This window comes from Macrococcus epidermidis, from assembly GCF_003259695.1.
GTDB classification, from domain to species: Bacteria; Bacillota; Bacilli; order Staphylococcales; family Staphylococcaceae; genus Macrococcoides; species Macrococcoides epidermidis.
On record NZ_PZJH01000003.1, the window covers coordinates 186,476 to 205,171 of the forward strand.

Annotated in this window: 21 protein-coding genes; 16 read left to right on the forward strand and 5 right to left on the reverse strand. The window is 35.4% G+C overall.

Features of this window, described 5'->3' with window-relative positions; all coding sequences use genetic code 11:
- Positions 1–6 precede the first annotated feature (6 nt).
- From BHU61_RS08680 to BHU61_RS08710, 7 genes are all read left to right on the forward strand, one after another.
- Entirely contained in the window at positions 7–474 is a 468-nt protein-coding gene (locus BHU61_RS08680) for a GAF domain-containing protein (RefSeq protein WP_111716198.1), read from the forward strand.
- The gene (locus BHU61_RS08685) at positions 464–1,504 is read left to right on the forward strand and encodes a sensor histidine kinase (protein WP_338066931.1); all 1,041 of its coding nucleotides are present in this window, start codon (positions 464–466) and stop codon (positions 1,502–1,504) included. The genes BHU61_RS08680 and BHU61_RS08685 overlap by 11 nt, the downstream gene beginning before the upstream one ends.
- Positions 1,505–1,514: 10 nt before the next feature.
- Positions 1,515–2,165: a nitrate respiration regulation response regulator NreC gene (gene nreC / locus BHU61_RS08690; RefSeq protein ID WP_111716200.1), complete on the forward strand. Its 651-nt coding sequence runs from the start codon at positions 1,515–1,517 to the stop codon at positions 2,163–2,165.
- Positions 2,166–2,176: 11 nt separating this feature from the next.
- A complete protein-coding gene (locus BHU61_RS08695; protein ID WP_111716202.1) occupies positions 2,177–2,683 on the forward strand; it encodes a hemerythrin domain-containing protein in 507 nt (168 codons plus the stop codon).
- A gap of 167 nt (positions 2,684–2,850) precedes the next feature.
- Positions 2,851–4,008, forward strand: a complete 1,158-nt coding sequence (locus tag BHU61_RS08700) for a nitrate/nitrite transporter (protein WP_111716203.1) — start codon at positions 2,851–2,853, stop codon at positions 4,006–4,008.
- A gap of 18 nt (positions 4,009–4,026) precedes the next feature.
- Entirely contained in the window at positions 4,027–5,022 is a 996-nt protein-coding gene (locus BHU61_RS08705; RefSeq protein WP_111716205.1) for a ThiF family adenylyltransferase, read from the forward strand.
- An 11-nt stretch (positions 5,023–5,033) separates the two neighbouring features.
- Entirely contained in the window at positions 5,034–5,540 is a 507-nt protein-coding gene (locus BHU61_RS08710) for a MogA/MoaB family molybdenum cofactor biosynthesis protein (RefSeq protein ID WP_111716207.1), read from the forward strand.
- Here the strand turns inward: BHU61_RS08710 and moaC are convergent, their stop codons facing one another.
- Positions 5,541–6,017 carry a cyclic pyranopterin monophosphate synthase MoaC gene (gene moaC / locus BHU61_RS08715; RefSeq protein WP_111716208.1) on the reverse strand — a complete coding sequence of 159 codons (477 nt, stop codon included), beginning with the start codon at positions 6,015–6,017 and terminating at the stop codon, positions 5,541–5,543.
- 65 nt (positions 6,018–6,082) lie between these two features.
- Between moaC and BHU61_RS08720 the strand changes: the two genes are divergently transcribed.
- The 7 genes from BHU61_RS08720 to desA all read left to right on the forward strand — a co-directional run bounded on the left by BHU61_RS08720 (position 6,083) and on the right by desA (position 11,356).
- Entirely contained in the window at positions 6,083–7,330 is a 1,248-nt protein-coding gene (locus BHU61_RS08720) for a molybdopterin molybdotransferase MoeA (protein WP_111716210.1), read from the forward strand.
- Complete coding sequence (mobB, locus tag BHU61_RS08725; RefSeq protein WP_111716211.1) at positions 7,324–7,827, forward strand: molybdopterin-guanine dinucleotide biosynthesis protein B; 504 nt, start codon at positions 7,324–7,326, stop codon at positions 7,825–7,827. Before BHU61_RS08720 ends, mobB begins: the two co-directional genes overlap by 7 nt.
- Positions 7,814–8,254, forward strand: coding sequence for a molybdenum cofactor biosynthesis protein MoaE (locus BHU61_RS08730; RefSeq protein ID WP_099579134.1), 441 nt, complete (start codon positions 7,814–7,816; stop codon positions 8,252–8,254). The genes mobB and BHU61_RS08730 overlap by 14 nt, the downstream gene beginning before the upstream one ends.
- Positions 8,255–8,259: 5 nt before the next feature.
- Positions 8,260–8,493, forward strand: a complete 234-nt coding sequence (locus BHU61_RS08735; protein ID WP_111716213.1) for a MoaD/ThiS family protein — start codon at positions 8,260–8,262, stop codon at positions 8,491–8,493.
- Positions 8,494–9,126, forward strand: coding sequence for a molybdenum cofactor guanylyltransferase (mobA, locus tag BHU61_RS08740; RefSeq protein ID WP_111716214.1), 633 nt, complete (start codon positions 8,494–8,496; stop codon positions 9,124–9,126).
- Positions 9,104–10,117, forward strand: coding sequence for a GTP 3',8-cyclase MoaA (gene moaA / locus BHU61_RS08745; protein ID WP_111716246.1), 1,014 nt, complete (start codon positions 9,104–9,106; stop codon positions 10,115–10,117). Before mobA ends, moaA begins: the two co-directional genes overlap by 23 nt.
- 225 nt (positions 10,118–10,342) lie before the next feature.
- Complete coding sequence (desA, locus tag BHU61_RS08750; RefSeq protein ID WP_111716216.1) at positions 10,343–11,356, forward strand: Delta(5) desaturase DesA; 1,014 nt, start codon at positions 10,343–10,345, stop codon at positions 11,354–11,356.
- 57 nt (positions 11,357–11,413) lie between these two features.
- Here the strand turns inward: desA and BHU61_RS08755 are convergent, their stop codons facing one another.
- The 3 genes from BHU61_RS08755 to BHU61_RS08765 form a co-directional block, all read right to left on the reverse strand.
- The gene (locus tag BHU61_RS08755; protein ID WP_111716217.1) at positions 11,414–12,448 is read right to left on the reverse strand and encodes an SDR family oxidoreductase; all 1,035 of its coding nucleotides are present in this window, start codon (positions 12,446–12,448) and stop codon (positions 11,414–11,416) included.
- Between the two features lie 90 nt (positions 12,449–12,538).
- Positions 12,539–13,729 carry an MFS transporter gene (locus BHU61_RS08760; RefSeq protein ID WP_111716219.1) on the reverse strand — a complete coding sequence of 397 codons (1,191 nt, stop codon included), beginning with the start codon at positions 13,727–13,729 and terminating at the stop codon, positions 12,539–12,541.
- Between the two features lie 118 nt (positions 13,730–13,847).
- Positions 13,848–15,299 carry an NAD-dependent succinate-semialdehyde dehydrogenase gene (locus BHU61_RS08765; RefSeq protein WP_111716221.1) on the reverse strand — a complete coding sequence of 484 codons (1,452 nt, stop codon included), beginning with the start codon at positions 15,297–15,299 and terminating at the stop codon, positions 13,848–13,850.
- A 120-nt stretch (positions 15,300–15,419) separates the two neighbouring features.
- Between BHU61_RS08765 and BHU61_RS08770 the strand changes: the two genes are divergently transcribed.
- Positions 15,420–16,616: a putative multidrug effflux MFS transporter TcaB gene (locus BHU61_RS08770; RefSeq protein WP_111716223.1), complete on the forward strand. Its 1,197-nt coding sequence runs from the start codon at positions 15,420–15,422 to the stop codon at positions 16,614–16,616.
- A 91-nt stretch (positions 16,617–16,707) separates the two neighbouring features.
- On the forward strand, positions 16,708–17,592 hold the full coding sequence (locus BHU61_RS08775) for a nuclease-related domain-containing protein (RefSeq protein WP_111716225.1): 885 nt from the start codon (positions 16,708–16,710) through the stop codon (positions 17,590–17,592).
- 249 nt (positions 17,593–17,841) lie between these two features.
- Here the strand turns inward: BHU61_RS08775 and BHU61_RS08785 are convergent, their stop codons facing one another.
- Entirely contained in the window at positions 17,842–18,546 is a 705-nt protein-coding gene (locus tag BHU61_RS08785; protein ID WP_170122516.1) for a M50 family metallopeptidase, read from the reverse strand.
- Between the last annotated feature and the right edge of the window lie 150 nt (positions 18,547–18,696).

Sequence of the window (18,696 nt, forward strand, 5' to 3'; positions counted from 1 at the left end):
GGTAGCATGGAAGCAATACACTATAATTATCAGGATGAAGTTAATCAATTAAAAGATAAATTAAATGTAGATTTTGTTGGCCTTGCAATGCCCTCTGATCTAATCTTACAGACAGATATACATTGGACATTTGTATCTGGTGCTACAAACGAACGATATAAAAAAATTGAACTCCAAAAAGGGAAAGGTATCGCCGGATTTGTGCTCAAATCCGGCCGTTCCTGGATAGAATTAGATATTTCAACGAGCAGTATCGCAACGCATATTTTTGACTTTCCGATAGTAAGATTTGAGAAGCTGACTAATTTTATGGCTATTCCACTATGGAAATATAATAAAGTAGCAGCCGTACTACTTGTCGGTAATCGAGAACAACGTCCATTCAATCTGGAAGTTTATGAAACAATTAATCGTGAGTTAGATAAAGGGTTGGGTGCATTTTATCGTAAGGATGTGATTAATAGTGTCACTTAGTATGAATCGATTTAATCAGAATTTATTAGAAGAACTGATTAAATATTATTACAATGATACGGAAGAATTAATCATTTTCATCAATGCGGACAACTCAATTATTACGATGAATGATGCTGCTAAACGTGTACTAAATTACGAAAAGAATTTAGATGCGTTACTTGAAAGTTTTTGTTCAACTTGTATGGGTTATACGAATGAACATGCATTGATGACCTGTATGAATTGTTTTATGAAAGAAGATAAAAATAATCAATCGTTTCAACTCTTTTTGAAGAATGAAATTGGAGAACCTGTTGCATACTCAGCATCTTTTGTAGTACTTCAGAATGCACCAAATGTGAAAGTCCTTACATTACAAAATGTGTCGCCACAACTTAGAACGCAGAAGATGCTACATCAAAAAACAATCACAAAAAAAATTATCAATGCACAAGAGAATGAAAGAAAAAGAATTTCTCGAGAATTGCATGATAGTGTAGTTCAGGAACTACTCAATGTTGTGGTTGATTTAAGATTGCTGAAATATAAAGATGATGAAGATAGAAATAAACATATACAGCTCATGGAAGGTTCGATGTCACGACTGATGAATGATATTCGGAATTTATCGCTTGAATTACGCCCTTCCTCACTTGATGATCTCGGTCTCGTTGCAGCATTTCGCTCGCACTTCAAACAATTAGAGAAGAACTATGGCTTAGATGTCCAGTTTGATACAAACATACAGTCAGAGCGTTTCTCAAATGAAATAGAAACTGCAGTTTACCGTATAACACAGGAAGCGATACTTAATGCTTTAAAATATGCAAATGTTGATGTGGTGAACGTATTAGTTCAAAAAGAAATAGATGAACTGATTGTAGAAATTAGTGACAATGGAGATGGATTTGAGATTGGACAGACACCTAAAGGCACAGGGCTAGGTTTATTTGGAATGCAGGAACGTGCAGAAATCGTGAACGGCTCTGTAAAAATTAACAGTGAGAAAGGTAAGGGGACTTTTGTAACACTCACCATTCCACTGTAGGGGGAGTAACATGAAAATAGTAATTGCTGATGATCATGCGGTGGTCAGAACTGGTTTTTCCATGATTCTTAACTATCAGAAAGACATGGAAGTTGTTGCAACTGCTGCTGATGGATTAGAAGCATTTCAAGTTGTAGCAACACATAAACCGGATGTATTGATTATGGATTTAAGCATGCCACCAGGAGAATCTGGATTAATTGCAACCGGCAAAATTAAAGATGCCTTTCCTGATACTAAAATATTGATTCTTACGATGTATGATGATGATGAGTATTTATTTCACGTATTAAAGAATGGCGCCAATGGCTATATATTAAAAAATGCGCCGGATGAAGAACTCATTCAGGCAGTAAAGACAGTTTATGCTGGAGATACTTATATTGATCCGAAGATGGCAACCTCACTTGTTCATGAGCTCATTCATCATGATAGTGAATACTCAGCAAAAAATGATCACTTAAAAATACTATCTAAAAGAGAGTTAGAGATTTTACCACTCATCGCTAAAGGCTATGGTAATAAAGAGATTGCAGAGATGCTTTTTGTATCTGTAAAGACAGTCGAAGCACATAAGGCAAGAATCATGGATAAGTTGAGTTTAAAGTCAAAGCCTGAACTAGTAGAATATGCTTTAAAGAAAAAATTATTAGATTTTTAGGACGTGTAGATATGCAACAATTCCAGACGAAGATGAAAGCATTACGCATATTAGAAAATGAGCATATGCTCATTAGAAGTTTAATGCATGAATGGTTTAGTGAAATGCAAATTGTTAAAACATGCGCACCGCTCGCGCGTTTTGAACATGTAAACAACATACGTAAATTGATAACAGCATTCATTCCTGTATTGATTAAACATCAGGAAAAAGAATCACGCTTCTTCTTTCCAATCCTGGGTTCATATATCGGAACAGATCAAGGTCCGATTATTACGATAGAAGCAGAACATGATGAGATGATGCAGTACTTTGATCACTTTTTAGAAGTGACGAAAATAATGAACTACGAAGTAGATGACATCCCTTTAATCATGCAGGATTTAAATGAAGGATATGAAATCTGTATGGTACATATGTATAAAGAGGAAAATGTACTGTTTCCGATGGCAGAAAAAGTATTCAAGATTAAGGATGAAGATTTGCTGCTGGAAGTCGTAAATACAAAAATATTATAAGTATAGAACGCAGAATAATTATTATTCTGCGTTTTTAATTTTATACTGTACAACATATAGGGAAACTTACCTCATCATAGGGGAAATCCCCAATTATCTACGTACATAAAAAGCCTTAAAATAAGTTTGTATAAAAAATCACAAACTTATGAAAAAGGGTGAAACGTATGAACAAAGCATCAGGTAAAGTGCAGTTAACGCTTCAAACGTTCAGTTTATTAGCTGGATTTATGGCATGGACAATTATCGCACCATTATTACCATTTATGTCTCAGGACTTCTCAATTCCTGAAAGTCAGAAAGCAATTATTTTAGCGATACCAGTTATTTTAGGGTCTGTATTACGTATTCCATTAGGATATTATGCAAATTTAATCGGTGCACGAAAAGTATTTTTAGGAGCATTTATATTCCTGCTCATTCCTGTATTTTTACTTAGTATGGCGCAATCCACTACAATGTTAATGATTGCTGGTCTATTTTTAGGGGTTGGGGGAGCAATCTTCTCAGTAGGTGTAACAAGTGTTCCAAAATATTTCCCTAAAGAAAAGCATGGTCTTGCTAACGGAATTTACGGTATGGGTAACATCGGTACTGCAGTATCAGCGTTTGCTGCACCACCTTTAGCAAATGCGATTGGCTGGAGCAATACAGTAAAATCATATTTAATCGTTATGGCATTATTTGCATTACTTAATTTCTTATTCGGTGATAAAGACGAACCGAAAGTTAAACAACCATTGATGGATCAGATAAAAGGCGTATTGCCGGAGTATAAACTATACTTATTAAGCTTCTGGTACTTTATCACTTTCGGCTCTTTCGTAGCATTCGGATTATTCTTACCGAACTTTTTAGTTAATAACTTTGGTTTAGATAAAGTTGATGCTGGTATTCGTACAGGTACATTTATCGCAATAGCAACGTTATTACGTCCAATCGGAGGTGTGCTTGGTGATAAGCTACGTGCAATGGATGTATTAAAAGTTGTATTTGTCGGACTAATCATTGGTGCAGCAATGCTTTCTATAAATCATCAAATCTTCTTCTTTACTGCAGGATGTTTAATCATCTCTGCGTGTGCTGGTTTAGGTAATGGTCTGATTTTTAAATTAGCACCGACTTATTATTCTAAACAGGCTGGTATTGTAAACGGTATCGTATCGATGATGGGTGGTTTAGGTGGTTTCTTCCCACCGTTAGTAATCGCATTTTGTGCAGCAAGCTTTGGTACGAATAAACCAGCTTTCGCTTTCCTTGCAGTGTTTGGTATAATTGCCTTAATAACAATGTTCTGGATGGATAAAAAAGAAGGCAGAAAGTAACGGAATTGAGGGGTAGTCATGACAAGATACGATAGACAAATAAAGTTTTACGGGATTGGTGAAAGTGGTCAATCATTCATCGAAAATGCTACAGTAGGTATTGTTGGGTGCGGTGCATTAGGTACACACTTAGCAGAATCTATTGCAAGAAGCGGCGTAAAAAAAATTGTTATCGTCGATCGTGACTATGTCGAAGTTTCAAACTTGCAACGTCAATCACTTTTTAAAGAATCAGATGCTGAACTGAGCACGCCTAAAGTTGTGGCATGTGAACGAGAACTAAAGAGTATACGCAGTGATTTAGAACTTGAAACTTATATAGCACATTGTGATGCGTCGCTTCTTGAAGCGGCGTTTTTGCAATGTGATTGTATATTAGATGCGACGGATAACTTTGAAACGCGATTGGTTATCAATGATTTTAGTTATAAATATAATATACCGTGGATTTATGGTGCATGTGTAGAATCCACATACGTTGCCTGTCCATTTATTCCGGGTGTAACACCATGCTTTAACTGTGTAATGGGTATACTTCCTGTAATGAACAGAACATGTGACACTGTAGGAATTATAGAGCCTGCAGTGAATCTTGCGACAAGCTATCAAATGATGTATTGTATGAAAATTTTAAGTAAAACACCATTTGATGCGAAACTCATATTCGGAGATGTATGGCAGATGGATCATACAGCTTTGAAGTTCTCTAAAATGTTCAATGAAAAATGTACAACATGTGGAGACGATAAGACGTTTCCTAATCTATTGTTTAAGCAAACGGAAACGATGCTTTGCGGACGAGATACAGTACAATTTATGACGTTAAACTTCAATGAAGAGGAGCTTATTCGTCATTTAGAAGAACAACATATTATGTATAATATAAATCCTTATTTCATAAGGTTTAAGTTTATGGATCGACCTATGATATGGTTTAAAGGTGGCAGGTTATTGATTCATGAAGTGAAGACAGTCAATGAAGCTAAAAAAATCTATCATCAGTTATTTGGGTAGGAGGAAATTCAATGCATAACGAACATGATAATATCGAGCGTAAAGCATTAAAAGTTGCAGTAATAACGGTGAGTGATACCCGTGACTTTGATACAGATAAAGGTGGCAAAGCAGTGATTCAGCATTTAGCTGATATAAATATCTCTGTCGATAAAGCCTACTATTCAATCGTAAAAGACGATCAGGCGGAAATTCGAAAGGAGATTCAACATCTTTTACACGAGAAAGTAGATGCGATTATTACAACTGGTGGAACGGGAATTGCGAAGCGCGATGTAACGATAGAAGTGGTGAAATCAGTCATCGATAAAGAAATGGAAGGTTTCGGAGAGATTTTCAGATTTTTAAGTTATACAGAAGATGTAGGACCGCGGGCGATTCTTTCACGTGCCATTTGTGGTACGAAAGATAACACGGTCATCTTCTCAATTCCTGGTTCGGTCGGTGCTGTAAATTTAGCAATGAAGAAGCTCATTACACAACAGATTCATCATATTGTGCATGAGCTAACAAAATAATTAACGTTTAAAATCGCCATTTTTTCCGCCAGATTTTGACGCTAAATATGTCGGTCCGATAATCATACCTTTATCGACTGCTTTAGTCATATCATAGATTGTCAACGCTGTGGCGCTTGCTCCAGTTAATGCTTCCATTTCTACACCAGTCTGACCGGTTGTTTTAACAGTGCAAGCAATCAGTATTTCGTAACCATCTGTTGTATCCCATTCAAATGCAATATCGATACCACTCAAATTAAGCGGATGACACATTGGAATAATTTGTGCGGTGTTTTTGGCAGCCATAATACCTGCAACTTGTGCAACGCCAAGCACATCGCCTTTTTTATTTGTATGGTTGATAATCTGATCGTAAATGATTTCATTTACTTTGATTGAACTTTTAGCGACTGCAGTGCGCGTAGAAATTTGTTTATCCGAAACATCTACCATCTTAGCTCTACCTTGTTCATTAAAGTGAGTCAATTCGCTCATAGAATTACTTCCTTTCCTATATACTTATATTAATCATACTACAATTTTAGAGCGGGAGGATATATATGTTAGAGAAAAGAACACCAATACCTGTTAGTGAAGCAATTGAGAAATGTATCAAAAATGCCAAGGAAAAAGAAGTTAAAGATATTAACTATCTTGACAGTTTAAATTATGTTTTAGCAGAAGATATCATCGCGACTTATGATATACCGATGTTTAATAAGTCTCCATATGATGGCTTTGCAATTCGTAGTGAAGCAAGTGCTGGAGCGAGCGGAGACAATCGCGTCGCTTTTAATGTAGTTGACCATATTGGGGCTGGTAGTGTAAGTGAGAAATCACTCAAAAATAATGAAGCAGTACGCATTATGACAGGTGCTGAAATTCCTGCAGGTGCTGATGCGGTGGTAATGCTTGAACAAACTGTAGCAACAGAAGATGGGTTTACTTTAAGAAAGCCATTTACAAGTGGTGAGAACATTTCATTCCAGGGTGAAGAGTGCAAAAAAGGCGATACTATCCTGAAGCGAGGTACGTTCATTAATGCTGGAGTGATTGCGGTACTAGCAACCTTTTCTTATGCAACAGTGAAGGTATATCAAAAGCCGTCAGTAGCAATCATCGCAACAGGAAGCGAGCTTATTGACATCGATGAAGAGCTATTACCCGGAAAAATAAGAAACTCAAACGGCCCGATGATTATGGGGTTATGTAAAGAGATGAATATCGAAGTCCTCAATTATCATGTAAAAGCGGATGATTACGAAACGCTTTTTAATGCAGTGCGTAATGCATATCAAAATCATGACATCGTTATAACGACTGGCGGTGTGAGTGTAGGGGACTTTGATTATATGCCGCAAATTTATAAAGATTTAACAACTGATGTATTGTTTAATAAAATTGCGATGCGACCAGGTAGTGTAACGACAGTAGCAGTAAAAGAAAATAAATTCTTATTCGGGTTATCGGGTAATCCAAGCGCATGCTATACAGGATTTGAATTGTATACACGTCCAGTGATACGTGTGATGCTAGGTGAAAGGGAAGTTTACCCAACGTTTGTAAAAGCAAAATTATCCGAAGATTTTACGAAAGCTAACCCTTTCACGCGTTTTATACGTGCGGATTTAGACTATAGAACGATGACTGTAAAACCAAGTGGTTTCAATAAAAGTAACGCAGTAATAGCAATTGCTACGAGCAATAGTATGATTATACTGCCGGGTGGTACGAGAGGATTTGTTGCAGGTGATACGGTTGATGTATTAGTGAATAGATTGTCGCCATCAGACGGTGTCCCATGGTAAAAATATTACAAGTAGTAGGATATAAAAAAAGTGGCAAGACAACAACAATGAATACAATGATTCATTTATTAAAGTCTAAAGGATTAACAGTTGCTGTTATTAAACATCATGGAGACAAAAATGGTGACGAAATAGATATACCTAAATCACGTGATCACATTACTTATATGGAAAGTGGTGCTGATGAGAGCATCGTACAAGGTTATCAATATTTACACAAACTGATAAAACAAGAAGATATAGATGTGCTGAATAACTTAGAGTATATTATTCAGCACGAAGTTACTTCTCAACCGGATGTAATCCTTATAGAAGGTTATAAGCAGGCAAACTATGATAAAATAGTATTATTTAAATCGACTGAAGATGAGTTGGATTTAAAAAGATTAAACAATATAAAGTTAATGATTGATACTTCAAAAGATCAACAGGAATGCACTGCAATGATAAAAACATTTATAAACAAATGGGTGGATGATACACGTGAAACAATTTGAAGTTGTAACGATGCCAATCGATGTTGAGCATTATAGAAAGATGACTGTAACACCGTATCAAGGCGCAGTTTGTGTATTTACAGGCATTGTCCGTGAATGGACGCAAGGTGTTAAAACAGAGTATTTAGAGTATGAAGCATATATTCCGATGGCCGAGAAAAAGCTCGCACAAATCGGTAAAGAAATTAATGAGAAGTGGCCAGGAACAATCGTCAGTATTGCACATCGCATCGGAAATTTGCAAGTGTCAGAAATTGCCGTTGTAATCTGTGTGTCTAGTCCGCATCGTAAAGACAGTTATGCTGCGAATGAATACGCAATCGAACGTATAAAAGAAGTTGTTCCAATCTGGAAAAAAGAAATTTGGGAAGACGGAGAAGAATGGATTGGTGGTCAACGCGGATACCATCCAAATTACAAAGGGTGATATAGATGAAAATATTATATTTTGCACATATTAAAGCTAAAGTAAATCGTTCTCAAGATGAGTTTATATTTACTGAGCCTATTTCAGTAAATGATTTGAAAGCACACTTAGGAAAGACATATCCAAACATTCAAGGCGAAAGCTATCAAATAGCTGTGAATGAGGAATTTGTTAAGGATGACGAAATAATTCATAACCACGATATTGTTGCACTCATCCCGCCAGTAAGTGGTGGTTAGATGATAGGAGTTATTCTTGCAGGTGGTAAATCTTCTCGTTTTGGAAGTCATAAATCGCTCTATCCACTTGATGAGCAACCATTCTATGAACATGTTTATCATGCAATGATTGAAAGTGGTATAGAGCGAATTGTATTGAGTTCAAATAAGATGTTATCGCAATATTTTATAGATGATATAAAGATGCGTCAACTTGATATTGAAGTGATTGTTGATGAAGTATCTTATAAAGAATGTGGACCATTATCAGGTATTTATGCTGTAATGCATGCAATACCAGATGAAGACTATTGTGTAATTTCTGTTGATACACCTTTTGTCACTCCGGTTGCAATTCGGTACTTAATTGAAATGGCGGGTATACACAATAGGTCAAATGCTGTCTTATATCAAGACAATGAGCAAATACACAGAACGATAGCCGTCTATCGTTATGCGTTATTACCAATCGTAAAAGAATCACTTGATGCTGGAAGACTTGCATTAAAAGAATTGACGCAGCAAAGTACAACATTGATTCATATTAACCGCATTAACAGCACGCCGTTTTGGTATGAAAATATCAATACTAAAGAAGATTTAAAACGTGTCCTCAAATTAAGGAGTGGATATTATGGGGCAAATAACAGATAAATTAGGGCGTCCGATCCGCGACCTTAGAATTTCAGTAACGGACCGTTGTAATTTTAGATGCACATATTGTATGCCGAAAGAAATATTTGGTGATGACTACGTGTTCCTCCCCAAAGATGAGTTACTTTCATTTGAAGAACTTGTGAGGTTAGCGAAAATTTATGCTAAGTTAGGTGTGAAAAAGATTCGCATTACAGGTGGGGAACCTTTATTACGTCGAGATTTGGCGCTTCTAATCGAGGAACTTAACAAGATTGAAGGCATTGAAGATATTGGTCTTACGACGAATGGTCTACTATTAAAAAAACATGGCAAAGCTTTATATGATGCTGGATTACGTCGCATCAATGTATCGCTTGATGCATTAGATGAATCATTTGAAGCGATCAATGGGCGTGGTATTAAAGCAACCCAAATATTAGAACAAATTGATTATGCGATCTCAATCGGTCTGAAAGTGAAGATGAATATGGTCATTCAAAAAGGTTTAAATGATGATCAGATGATACCGATGGTGCAATATTTTAAAGAAAAGAAAATAACATTACGTTTTATTGAATTCATGGATGTAGGTAATGATAACGGATGGAATTTTGATAAAGTCATCTCAAAAAAAGAGATGATTGAAGTCATTTCCAAAGCGTTTGACATTCAACCAGAAGCTCCAAAGTATTTCGGAGAAGTAGCAAAGTATTATACGCATGATAATGGTGCAAAACTTGGATTTATTACGAGTGTTTCTGAGTCGTTCTGTTCAACTTGTACGCGTGCACGTTTAAGTTCCGACGGTAAGATATTCGGTTGTCTTTTTGCGACAGATGGATATGATATCAAATCGTTTATGAGAAGCGGTGTCAGCGATGAAGCGCTTGAAACGAAACTTACTCAACTGTGGAACAATCGAAGTGATCGTTATTCAGATGAACGTACTGAAGAAACAGTGAAAAATAGAAAGAAGAAAAAAATCAATATGAATTATATCGGTGGATAATTTTATTTCCTATACTAATATAATTTTTAGAATATATGCAATTTGATTGTATAGTGTTTAACTGCTTATTAATAATAGTAAAATAGCATTTGGTCTGTTTTTAAGACTAGGTGCTATTTTTTATGTTTTATTATTTGGATTAAACGTTTATAATAGTTAAGTAAAGACTTTTTGTAACTGATTAGGGAATACTGGCTTCATTATTATTTTATTTAGAGGTGACCTATGGAAAGGAATAAAAAGTTGATGTTAAGAAAAGCAGTAAAGCCGTATGAGAAATCTGAATTTCAGTTGAGTATTATACAAATTTTTAATACGCTCGTACCTTATTTACTATGTATTATTTTAGGCATGTTTGCGTATCAGGTTTCACCATTGATTTCAATTGCACTTGGTGTAGTTGGGGCGTTCTTTTTAGTACGTAGTTTCATTATTTTCCATGATTGCTGTCATGGTTCATTTTTTAAGAACAAAAAGTGGAATGATCGATTAGGCAATTTCACAGGATTTTTAACGTTATTTCCGTATCAACAATGGCGCAGAGAACATAATATTCACCACGCAACAAGCGGCAACCTGGATAAAAAAGGTGTCGGTGATATTTGGATGATGACGATTGAAGAATATGAAGCTGCTGATAAGAAGACACAACTTGCTTACCGTATATATCGTAATCCATTTGTGATGTTTGTTATTGGCCCGATTTATCTATTGCTTGTTTCAAATCGATTTAATCGTAAAGATGCAAGACAAAAAGAAAAGATCAACACATGGTTGCATAATATAGCAATTGTTGTAGTATATGGAGCAATTATTTATTTCTTCGGTTTCGGAATGTTTGCTGCAGTATTTATTCCAGTAATGTTTATCGGTGGAATGCTTGGGATTTGGATGTTCTATATTCAGCATACCTTTGAAGAGTCTTACTTTGAAGAAAATTCAGAATGGGATTATGTAAAAGCAGCTGTTGAAGGTAGTTCATATTATAAATTGCCAAAATTATTGCAGTGGTTGACTGGTAATATAGGTTTTCATCATGTTCATCACTTAAGTCCGCGAATTCCAAATTATTACCTGGAAAAAGCACATGAAGAAACACCGCCTTTACAGCATGCAACAACAATTACATTAAAGACAAGCTTAGAATCAATACGATATAAGTTATATGATGAGAAAAAGAAAGTGTTTATTACTTTCAAAGAGTATTATCAAAACTATGCAAATAAAAAAGTAATATAAAGTAACTAACGTGTTACTGAATTAAAAAAAGGATTTGGACATATGTCCAAATCCTTTTTATGATTTAAAAAATACTTCAATGATATGGTCGAGTTGTGCTGTTGTAAGTGTCAGTGTATTTTCCCCTGTTTTATCAAGCATTGATTTTGTATTGGTTTCATCAAAAGTAATTGATTTTTTAAAATAAGGTTCGAATACATCGATATAACCATTCAGGATAGCTTCCTGGTCGTTCATCGTATGTTGGTCGCTTGTAGGTGCAACGGTTAGTTGATCGAAGTTTAAATACTTTTTAATAATTTCTAGTACTGCTAAGTTTTCAGGTGGTTCGTTATTTGTAATATGATAAATTTTCTTATCTTCAGCATTAGGTATTGCACGAGTTAATACACGAACGACATAATCAACTGGAACTAAGTTAGAAGTACAGTTATCATCTACAAATAATCGATATGTATGTTTGTCGCTTTCCGGATTACGATCCATCTTGCGTTTGAAAACTTTTAAAGCTTTCATGAATCCATACATCGTAAACTTAGAGTCTGCTTCACCTGTAACTGAATCTCCGATGATAATTGCAGGTCTTAAAATAGATGTTTTCATATTTGAAGCAGCAACTAAGTGCTCGGCTTTTACTTTGCTTTCTTCATAAGGATTATTTGTTTCTGCATCAATGTCGTGTAATATTTCTTTTGCATCTTCATTAATGCCTACAGTATAAGCCGTAGATACATAAAGGAAATGGTTCGTATTGATTTTTTCGGCAAAAGCTAATGCATGTTTAGTACCTTCGTAATTGATCTTAAATAAATCTTCTCTTAAATCTTCGTCAAATTTTACAAGTGCCGCTAGATGATAGAAATAATCCATAGCAGGAAGACGCGAAATCGTATCGTTATCTACGCCAAAATCTTCTGCAGTAATATCACCTTTAATCAAATGTAATCTGTCTTTGTTGTCTTCTGTAATAAGTTTATTTTTACGATGTTCATCACGATACAGAACATAAAGTTCATAATCTTTATTGTTAAGCAAATTATTAATTAGTTGAGCTCCGACAAATCCTGTTGCGCCCGTTAAAAATATTTTCAAAGTTTTCACATCCATTATTTTTGTTAAGTACTTTCTATTGTGCAATAAATTGTATGGATAAGTAAAGAAAAAACCAAGACAAAAAAAGTCTTAGTTTAATGCATCATAAATATGTGCCTTTCTTCCATGTAAGATGAAATATACAATCATCCCGATGACTACGACGATACCCATATAAAAATACAATCCATGTAATCCGATAATAGGAATGAAGATACCTAATAAATACGGTCCAAAACCTAATGCAAAATCTAAAAAGATAAAGAAAGTAGATGTAGCGAGACCGATTTTTTGAGGTTCAGTTCGTTTTACCGCAGCAGCTTGCGCGATTGATAAAAAGTTACCATACCCGAATCCCAGTAACATCGCACTGATAATTAGCATCATAGGAGTATGCGTTAAGCTAAGTGAGAATAGCCCTGCAATAAATGCGAGCATTGCTGGAATCATAACAACATTTGTACCTCGTGTATCCATTAGTCGACCTGTAAATGGTCTGGATAATAATACGACAATAGCATAAGCTAAGAAAAAGAAGCTACCGGCAGTTACCATATTATTCTCTTTTGCAAAAAATGAAATAAAACTGAGTACACTAGAGTATGCAGTACAACAAATCAACACAACAATTGCAATTGGAATAGCATTCGTATCGATAAAGTTAGAAATGTGTAGACCTTTAGGTGCCTGTGATTTTAAACCTTCTAAATCTTCGTTGACTTTGATGCTCGGTAACATGAAGAGTGCAATTAACGCTAATGCTAAACAAAAAATAAATAGTTGTCTGAACGTTATAAATTGTAATAAGAACATTCCTAGGAAAGGACCTACAGCAGTTGCCATTACAGCACTCATGCTAAAATAACTTATACCTTCACCACGTCTTTTCTTTGGAGTAATAAATGCAGCAATCGTACCTGTAGCAGTAGAAGCTATCCCGCAGCCTATCCCGTTTAGTAAACGAACGGTAATAAGAACGGTTAAATCGAATGAAACAAAGTAAAGTGCAGTTGTTACTACAAATATAATGACACCAATAACAAGTGTCTTTTTCTGACCGATGATATCAATATATTTTCCAGCCCAAAATCTGCCGAATAAACTTCCAACAATAAAAATACCTGAAACAAGACCAGCTGTACTTGTTGAAACATGATAATGTTCAACAGCGTAACCACCGATTGTAACAAGTAATAAAAACATTGAAAGCATAATAATGAAATTGATTAGTGACACGAGTACAAATTCTCTTGTCCATAATTTATCTACTGAATGTGACAAATAATCATTCCTTTCTTTTGTAATATATGAAAATCAATAACTTAGATATTATATGCCTCTTTCATCAATATGTAAATTTAATAAGCTTAAGGGAGATTTTTCTCCCTTAAGCTTGATGTTATAAGAATTTAGTATTAATAAATTTAGCTGTAACGTATTCTTTAATACCAAGATGAGAATTTTCTCGTCCGAATCCTGAGTGTTTTACGCCTCCAAAAGGTGTTTCAGGATTAGAAATAGCAACTTCGTTTATACCAACCATACCATACTCAAGTGAAGTTGCTAAAGTTTGAATTGTTTTACTGTCTTTAGCATAAGCATAACTTGCTAAACCAAATTCACTATCATTTGCCATTTCGATGACTTCGTCTAAAGTCTCAAATGTAATGATTGGAATAACTGGTCCAAATGTTTCTTCATAGAAAATATCCATCGTACGATTAACGTTATCTAAAACTGTAGGCTGGAAGAAGAAACCATTATCATATTCATCACCGGTTAAGCGATGACCACCTGTAACAAGTGTTGCACCTTTATCAGTTGCATTAATAATTTGTTTCTTAATTTTATCTATAGCATCTTCTCGTATAAGTGGTCCAACATTCGTATCTTCATTAAGGCCGTTTCCAACTTTAAGTGCTTCAACTTTTTCAGTAAGTTGTTGTAATACATCATCTTTAATAGATTTATGAACGAAAATTCTATTTGGTGCAATACAAACTTGTCCGTTATTACGGAATTTAGCAGCCATTAATCCTTCTACCGCTGCATTAATATCTGCATCTTCATTGATAATAAATGGAGCATGTCCACCAAGTTCAAGTGACATTTTTTTCAACGTATCAGCTGATTGTTCATAGAGCGCTTTACCAATAGGTGTAGAACCTGTAAATGTTATTTTCTTCACTAATTTTGAAGATGTCATTGCTTCACCTATCTCTTTTGAGCTGCCCATTATGATATTGGCAACACCTTTTGGTAATTCTGCTAGTTCAAATAATTCGAAGATTGCTAATGCTGAAAGTGGCGTATCACTTGATGGTTTAAGGACAACTGTATTTCCTGCTGCAAGTGCAGGTGCAATCTTTCGAGTAATCATTCCTGATGGGAAGTTCCATGGTGTGATGGCACCAACGACACCTACAGGTTCATAGGCAATTTCATACTTATGGTCATTTGGTGCAGGTATTGTTTCACCATATAGACGACGCGCTTCTTCGGCATTCCATCTGAAACTTTCAGCGCCAGCTATGACTTCTAATTTTGATTCTTTTAAAGGTTTACCTTGTTCAATCGTCATAATTTCCGCAAGACGATCAGCATATTCTTCCAGTAAGTCAGCAACGTTGTGTAAATATTTAGTACGATCTTTTAATTCTAAACTTTTCCATGGCTGAAAAGCTTCATGGGCTGCCTGAATTGCATCTTCTACTTGTGTTTCATCAGCTTGTGCAATTTTAGCGATTACTTCTCCTGTTGCAGGATTAATTAAATCTTTATATTCAGCGGTCTTTACCCATTCGCCATTGATAAATAAATCTTTATGAACATTGTTAATTGATTCTGTCATGTATATCCCTCTTTCTGTGTTTTGCTTATAGTTATATTTTCCCTTGCATAATGAAGTTAAACAAGTGATATGCTTCATGAGTTAAGGTATACTAATAATTATTTCATTATGGAGGATGGCATGGAACGAGTAGTAAGAAAAGAACAGAATAAATTTATATTGGTAATAGTATTGGGGCTATTAGCAGCATTTGGTCCACTTTCATTAGACATGTATCTTCCCGCGTTACCAAGTGTCGCAGATGAGTTGCATACGACAGCATCGAACGCACAATTAAGTCTTACTGCATGTATGATTGGTCTTGCAGTTGGACAAATTTTTGTAGGGCCACTCAGTGATATTATTGGAAGGAAGAAACCACTAGCAGTTGTCTTGTTAGTTTACGCAATATCATCATTATTGGCAGCTACAAGTACTAGTATTGGTATGCTCGTATTATTTAGATTTATTCAAGGATTTTCTGGTGGTGCAGGAGCTGTACTTTCCAGAGCGATATCGAGTGATTTATACAAAGGAAAAGATTTAACGAAATTTATGGCAGTATTAATGCTTGTAAATGGATTAGCACCCGTATTAGCACCTGTTATCGGCGGAGTAATTTTAAGCGTGTCAACATGGCAAACAGTGTTTATCATACTTGCGATATATGGCGGGTTGATGTTTTTTCTTTCTTTTACATTAAAAGAAAGTTTGCCGAAATCAGCCCGTAATGAAGGGGCATTGAAATCGATCGTGAATGATTTCAAAAAATTACTCACTAATAAACAGTTTGTAACGGTATTAATGTTACAAGCTTTGACTTATGGGATTTTGTTTAGTTATATCTCAGGATCACCTTTTATTACCCAGAAAATATATCATATGAATGCGCAGCAGTTTAGTTATCTATTTGCTTTCAATGGTGTTGGTTTGATTATATTTAGTCAAATTACAGCGAAGTTAGTAGATAAAATGAGTGAAGTAGACATATTGAAGTTAGGTCAGACGATACAACTCGTTGGAATGTTAGCAACAAGTATCATACTCATATTACATTTACCGATGTGGTGTTTATGGATGAGTTTCTTCTTATTGATCACACCGGTTAGTATGATTGGAACAACAGGATTTTCCATTGCGATGCAGGTGCAGAAACAAGGAGCAGGTAGCGCATCTTCAATTTTAGGATTGATGCAATTTCTAGTAGGTGGATTATTGTCACCAATCGTTGGTGTTATGGGAGAAACATCTGTCGTACCGTTTATAGTGATTATCGTGATATGCAGTTTACTGGCACAATTTATACGAATTAAATTTTTAAAAGACATCACTTTGTAGTGGTGTTTTTTTTATGTAAAATTTATACAATTGTAATAGTAATTTTACAACGATTTGTTATATGTAAGGTATCACATAATGGAGGACAATCATGATTCAACCACCACGAATTGTTGTACTTGAAGATATACTGAAACGTCGTTTGCCATCGTATGAATACAGTGAAGATTATCATCGCAGTTACTATGGTTATTTAGGTGAGTTGCAATTCTTAAACGAATTTCCTGTGGAAGATAAATATATTCAGCTGTTCAATATTTGTATAGAGTTCGAAGGTCAGTCTTTTGAAGTTGATCGAATGATTTTAACCGGAGAGAAGATATTTGCATTTGATGTAAAGAATTATTTCGGGAAATTTGTGAACGAAGGAATGGTCTGGAAAAAGCCTGGCTTTAGTATAAAGAATCCAGAAGCACAATTTATGACGATGCATGAAACATTGACAGGTCTTATTCAATGGATGGAAACAGGGCATTCTGTTGAAAGTAAAATGATATTTATTAATAAAGGATTTTCATTTCAAAATAAAGTTATTGGCATGGTAAAGTATTACGATATAGGTCAGGTTATGAAATCCGTTGGAGAATGTGCTGCGGCGGGAGAACTCGAAAGTAGGATGGCAAGTTATTTTAAGGATATCCATAGACCAATTAGTTTATATGATCGAAGACCGAATTTTAACTTTGAAAAAGTTAAGCGCGGACTACAATGTACGAAATGTGGTTTGGAAATTAACATTATTTGTGATAAGACGAAAGCGATTGTGTGCAAAGGGTGTTTGAAGCGCATGAAGAAGATGGAATTGATTAGAGATAACTTAATAGAATTAGAAGTATTGCTGAATCGCCCAATAACAACAAAGGATGCTCATCGCTGGGTAGGAAGGGAGTTGAGGAATACCAGTTATAGAGTATTGGAGAAGTATTTTAAAAAAGACGGGGAGAAATATTTTTATTTCACGAATTATTATAAATAAATTTAAGAGGATATGGCCCGATTCAGCAAGGGAACCGTGCCAAACAAGACGAAATGGCCCGATTCAGGAAGAGAACCGTGCCAAACAAGACGAAATGGCCCGATTCAGGAAGAGAACCGTGCCAAAACCAACGAAATGGCCCGATTCAGTAAGGGAACCGTGCCAAAATCAGCGAAATGGCCCGATTCAGCAAGGGAACCGTGCCAAAGCAAGCAAAATTGCCCGATTCAACAATAGAATCGACCCATTTCATCCCAATATCAAGACTTTCACAACGTACCAGCAACTTCCGAGTTGCACTATTATAAACAATAAATAATAAACCAAAACTGGCAATCTTGTTAGACGGCTTAACATTGCACCATCCCAAGAGGTATTCCCCTGGAAATAGATGATAGTCATCGTATAGCTTGATAGAATCGTGTCAGCTAATAGAACTCCTAGCACGATATAAATAATCCAATCTCCAACCACCCACATTGAAACAACATCCTGATAACGATAATACAAATAACATCCACCGGCAATTAATAACATCACAACAAAAGGAAATATCTTTCTAGATGTTTTTACAAAATAATAGAGAAAAACAAGTCCTAGTAATATCCAAAAACCGATTTGCCACGCTCTCGATAAACAAAATACTCCAAGTATTAAAAATAGTGGTGGAAACATATAACCTGCGATAAAAGTAGCAAATCGATTCCAACCAGATGTCGTATGTGAAACAGCATAACCGTTACGTCCAGTTGAAAGTCGTTCAGTTCTTCTTGTCACGATAACGATGTCGCTTACATTTCCCCCGGTTAACTGACATATTAATGCATGTCCGAATTCGTGCAATAATGTTGGTAAATAACTCAACCACAACATCAATACATTCGGCCGATTATAGTAATACAATGATAATATTAAATAAATGCTAGCAAATGCTAACAATAAAAAAGTATTCAAATGGTTCACCTCATAAAGATAGTAGCATAAAAAAAGATGCGACTCCTCAATGGTGCTGAACCCTTAATTTGAGACATAACAAAAAAGCATCTCAATTAGGCTGCTTGTTTTCGATATTCTATCGGAGATAAGTAGCCTAATTTTTGTTGA

Bases quoted from the DNA above. Each gene is read 5' to 3' on its own strand.
- BHU61_RS08700 (WP_111716203.1), top strand. From the start codon at position 2,851: ATGAACAAAGCATCAGGTAAAGTGCAGTTAACGCTTCAAACGTTCAGT.
- BHU61_RS08765 (WP_111716221.1), bottom strand. From the start codon at position 15,299: ATGACAGAATCAATTAACAATGTTCATAAAGATTTATTTATCAATGGC.
- BHU61_RS08710 (WP_111716207.1), top strand. From the start codon at position 5,034: ATGCATAACGAACATGATAATATCGAGCGTAAAGCATTAAAAGTTGCA.
- BHU61_RS08735 (WP_111716213.1), top strand. From the start codon at position 8,260: ATGAAAATATTATATTTTGCACATATTAAAGCTAAAGTAAATCGTTCT.
- mobA (WP_111716214.1), top strand. From the start codon at position 8,494: ATGATAGGAGTTATTCTTGCAGGTGGTAAATCTTCTCGTTTTGGAAGT.
- BHU61_RS08680 (WP_111716198.1), top strand. From the start codon at position 7: ATGGAAGCAATACACTATAATTATCAGGATGAAGTTAATCAATTAAAA.
- desA (WP_111716216.1), top strand. From the start codon at position 10,343: ATGGAAAGGAATAAAAAGTTGATGTTAAGAAAAGCAGTAAAGCCGTAT.
- nreC (WP_111716200.1), top strand. From the start codon at position 1,515: ATGAAAATAGTAATTGCTGATGATCATGCGGTGGTCAGAACTGGTTTT.
- BHU61_RS08720 (WP_111716210.1), top strand. From the start codon at position 6,083: ATGTTAGAGAAAAGAACACCAATACCTGTTAGTGAAGCAATTGAGAAA.
- BHU61_RS08775 (WP_111716225.1), top strand. From the start codon at position 16,708: ATGATTCAACCACCACGAATTGTTGTACTTGAAGATATACTGAAACGT.
- moaC (WP_111716208.1), bottom strand. From the start codon at position 6,017: ATGAGCGAATTGACTCACTTTAATGAACAAGGTAGAGCTAAGATGGTA.
- mobB (WP_111716211.1), top strand. From the start codon at position 7,324: ATGGTAAAAATATTACAAGTAGTAGGATATAAAAAAAGTGGCAAGACA.
- BHU61_RS08770 (WP_111716223.1), top strand. From the start codon at position 15,420: ATGGAACGAGTAGTAAGAAAAGAACAGAATAAATTTATATTGGTAATA.
- BHU61_RS08695 (WP_111716202.1), top strand. From the start codon at position 2,177: ATGCAACAATTCCAGACGAAGATGAAAGCATTACGCATATTAGAAAAT.
- BHU61_RS08705 (WP_111716205.1), top strand. From the start codon at position 4,027: ATGACAAGATACGATAGACAAATAAAGTTTTACGGGATTGGTGAAAGT.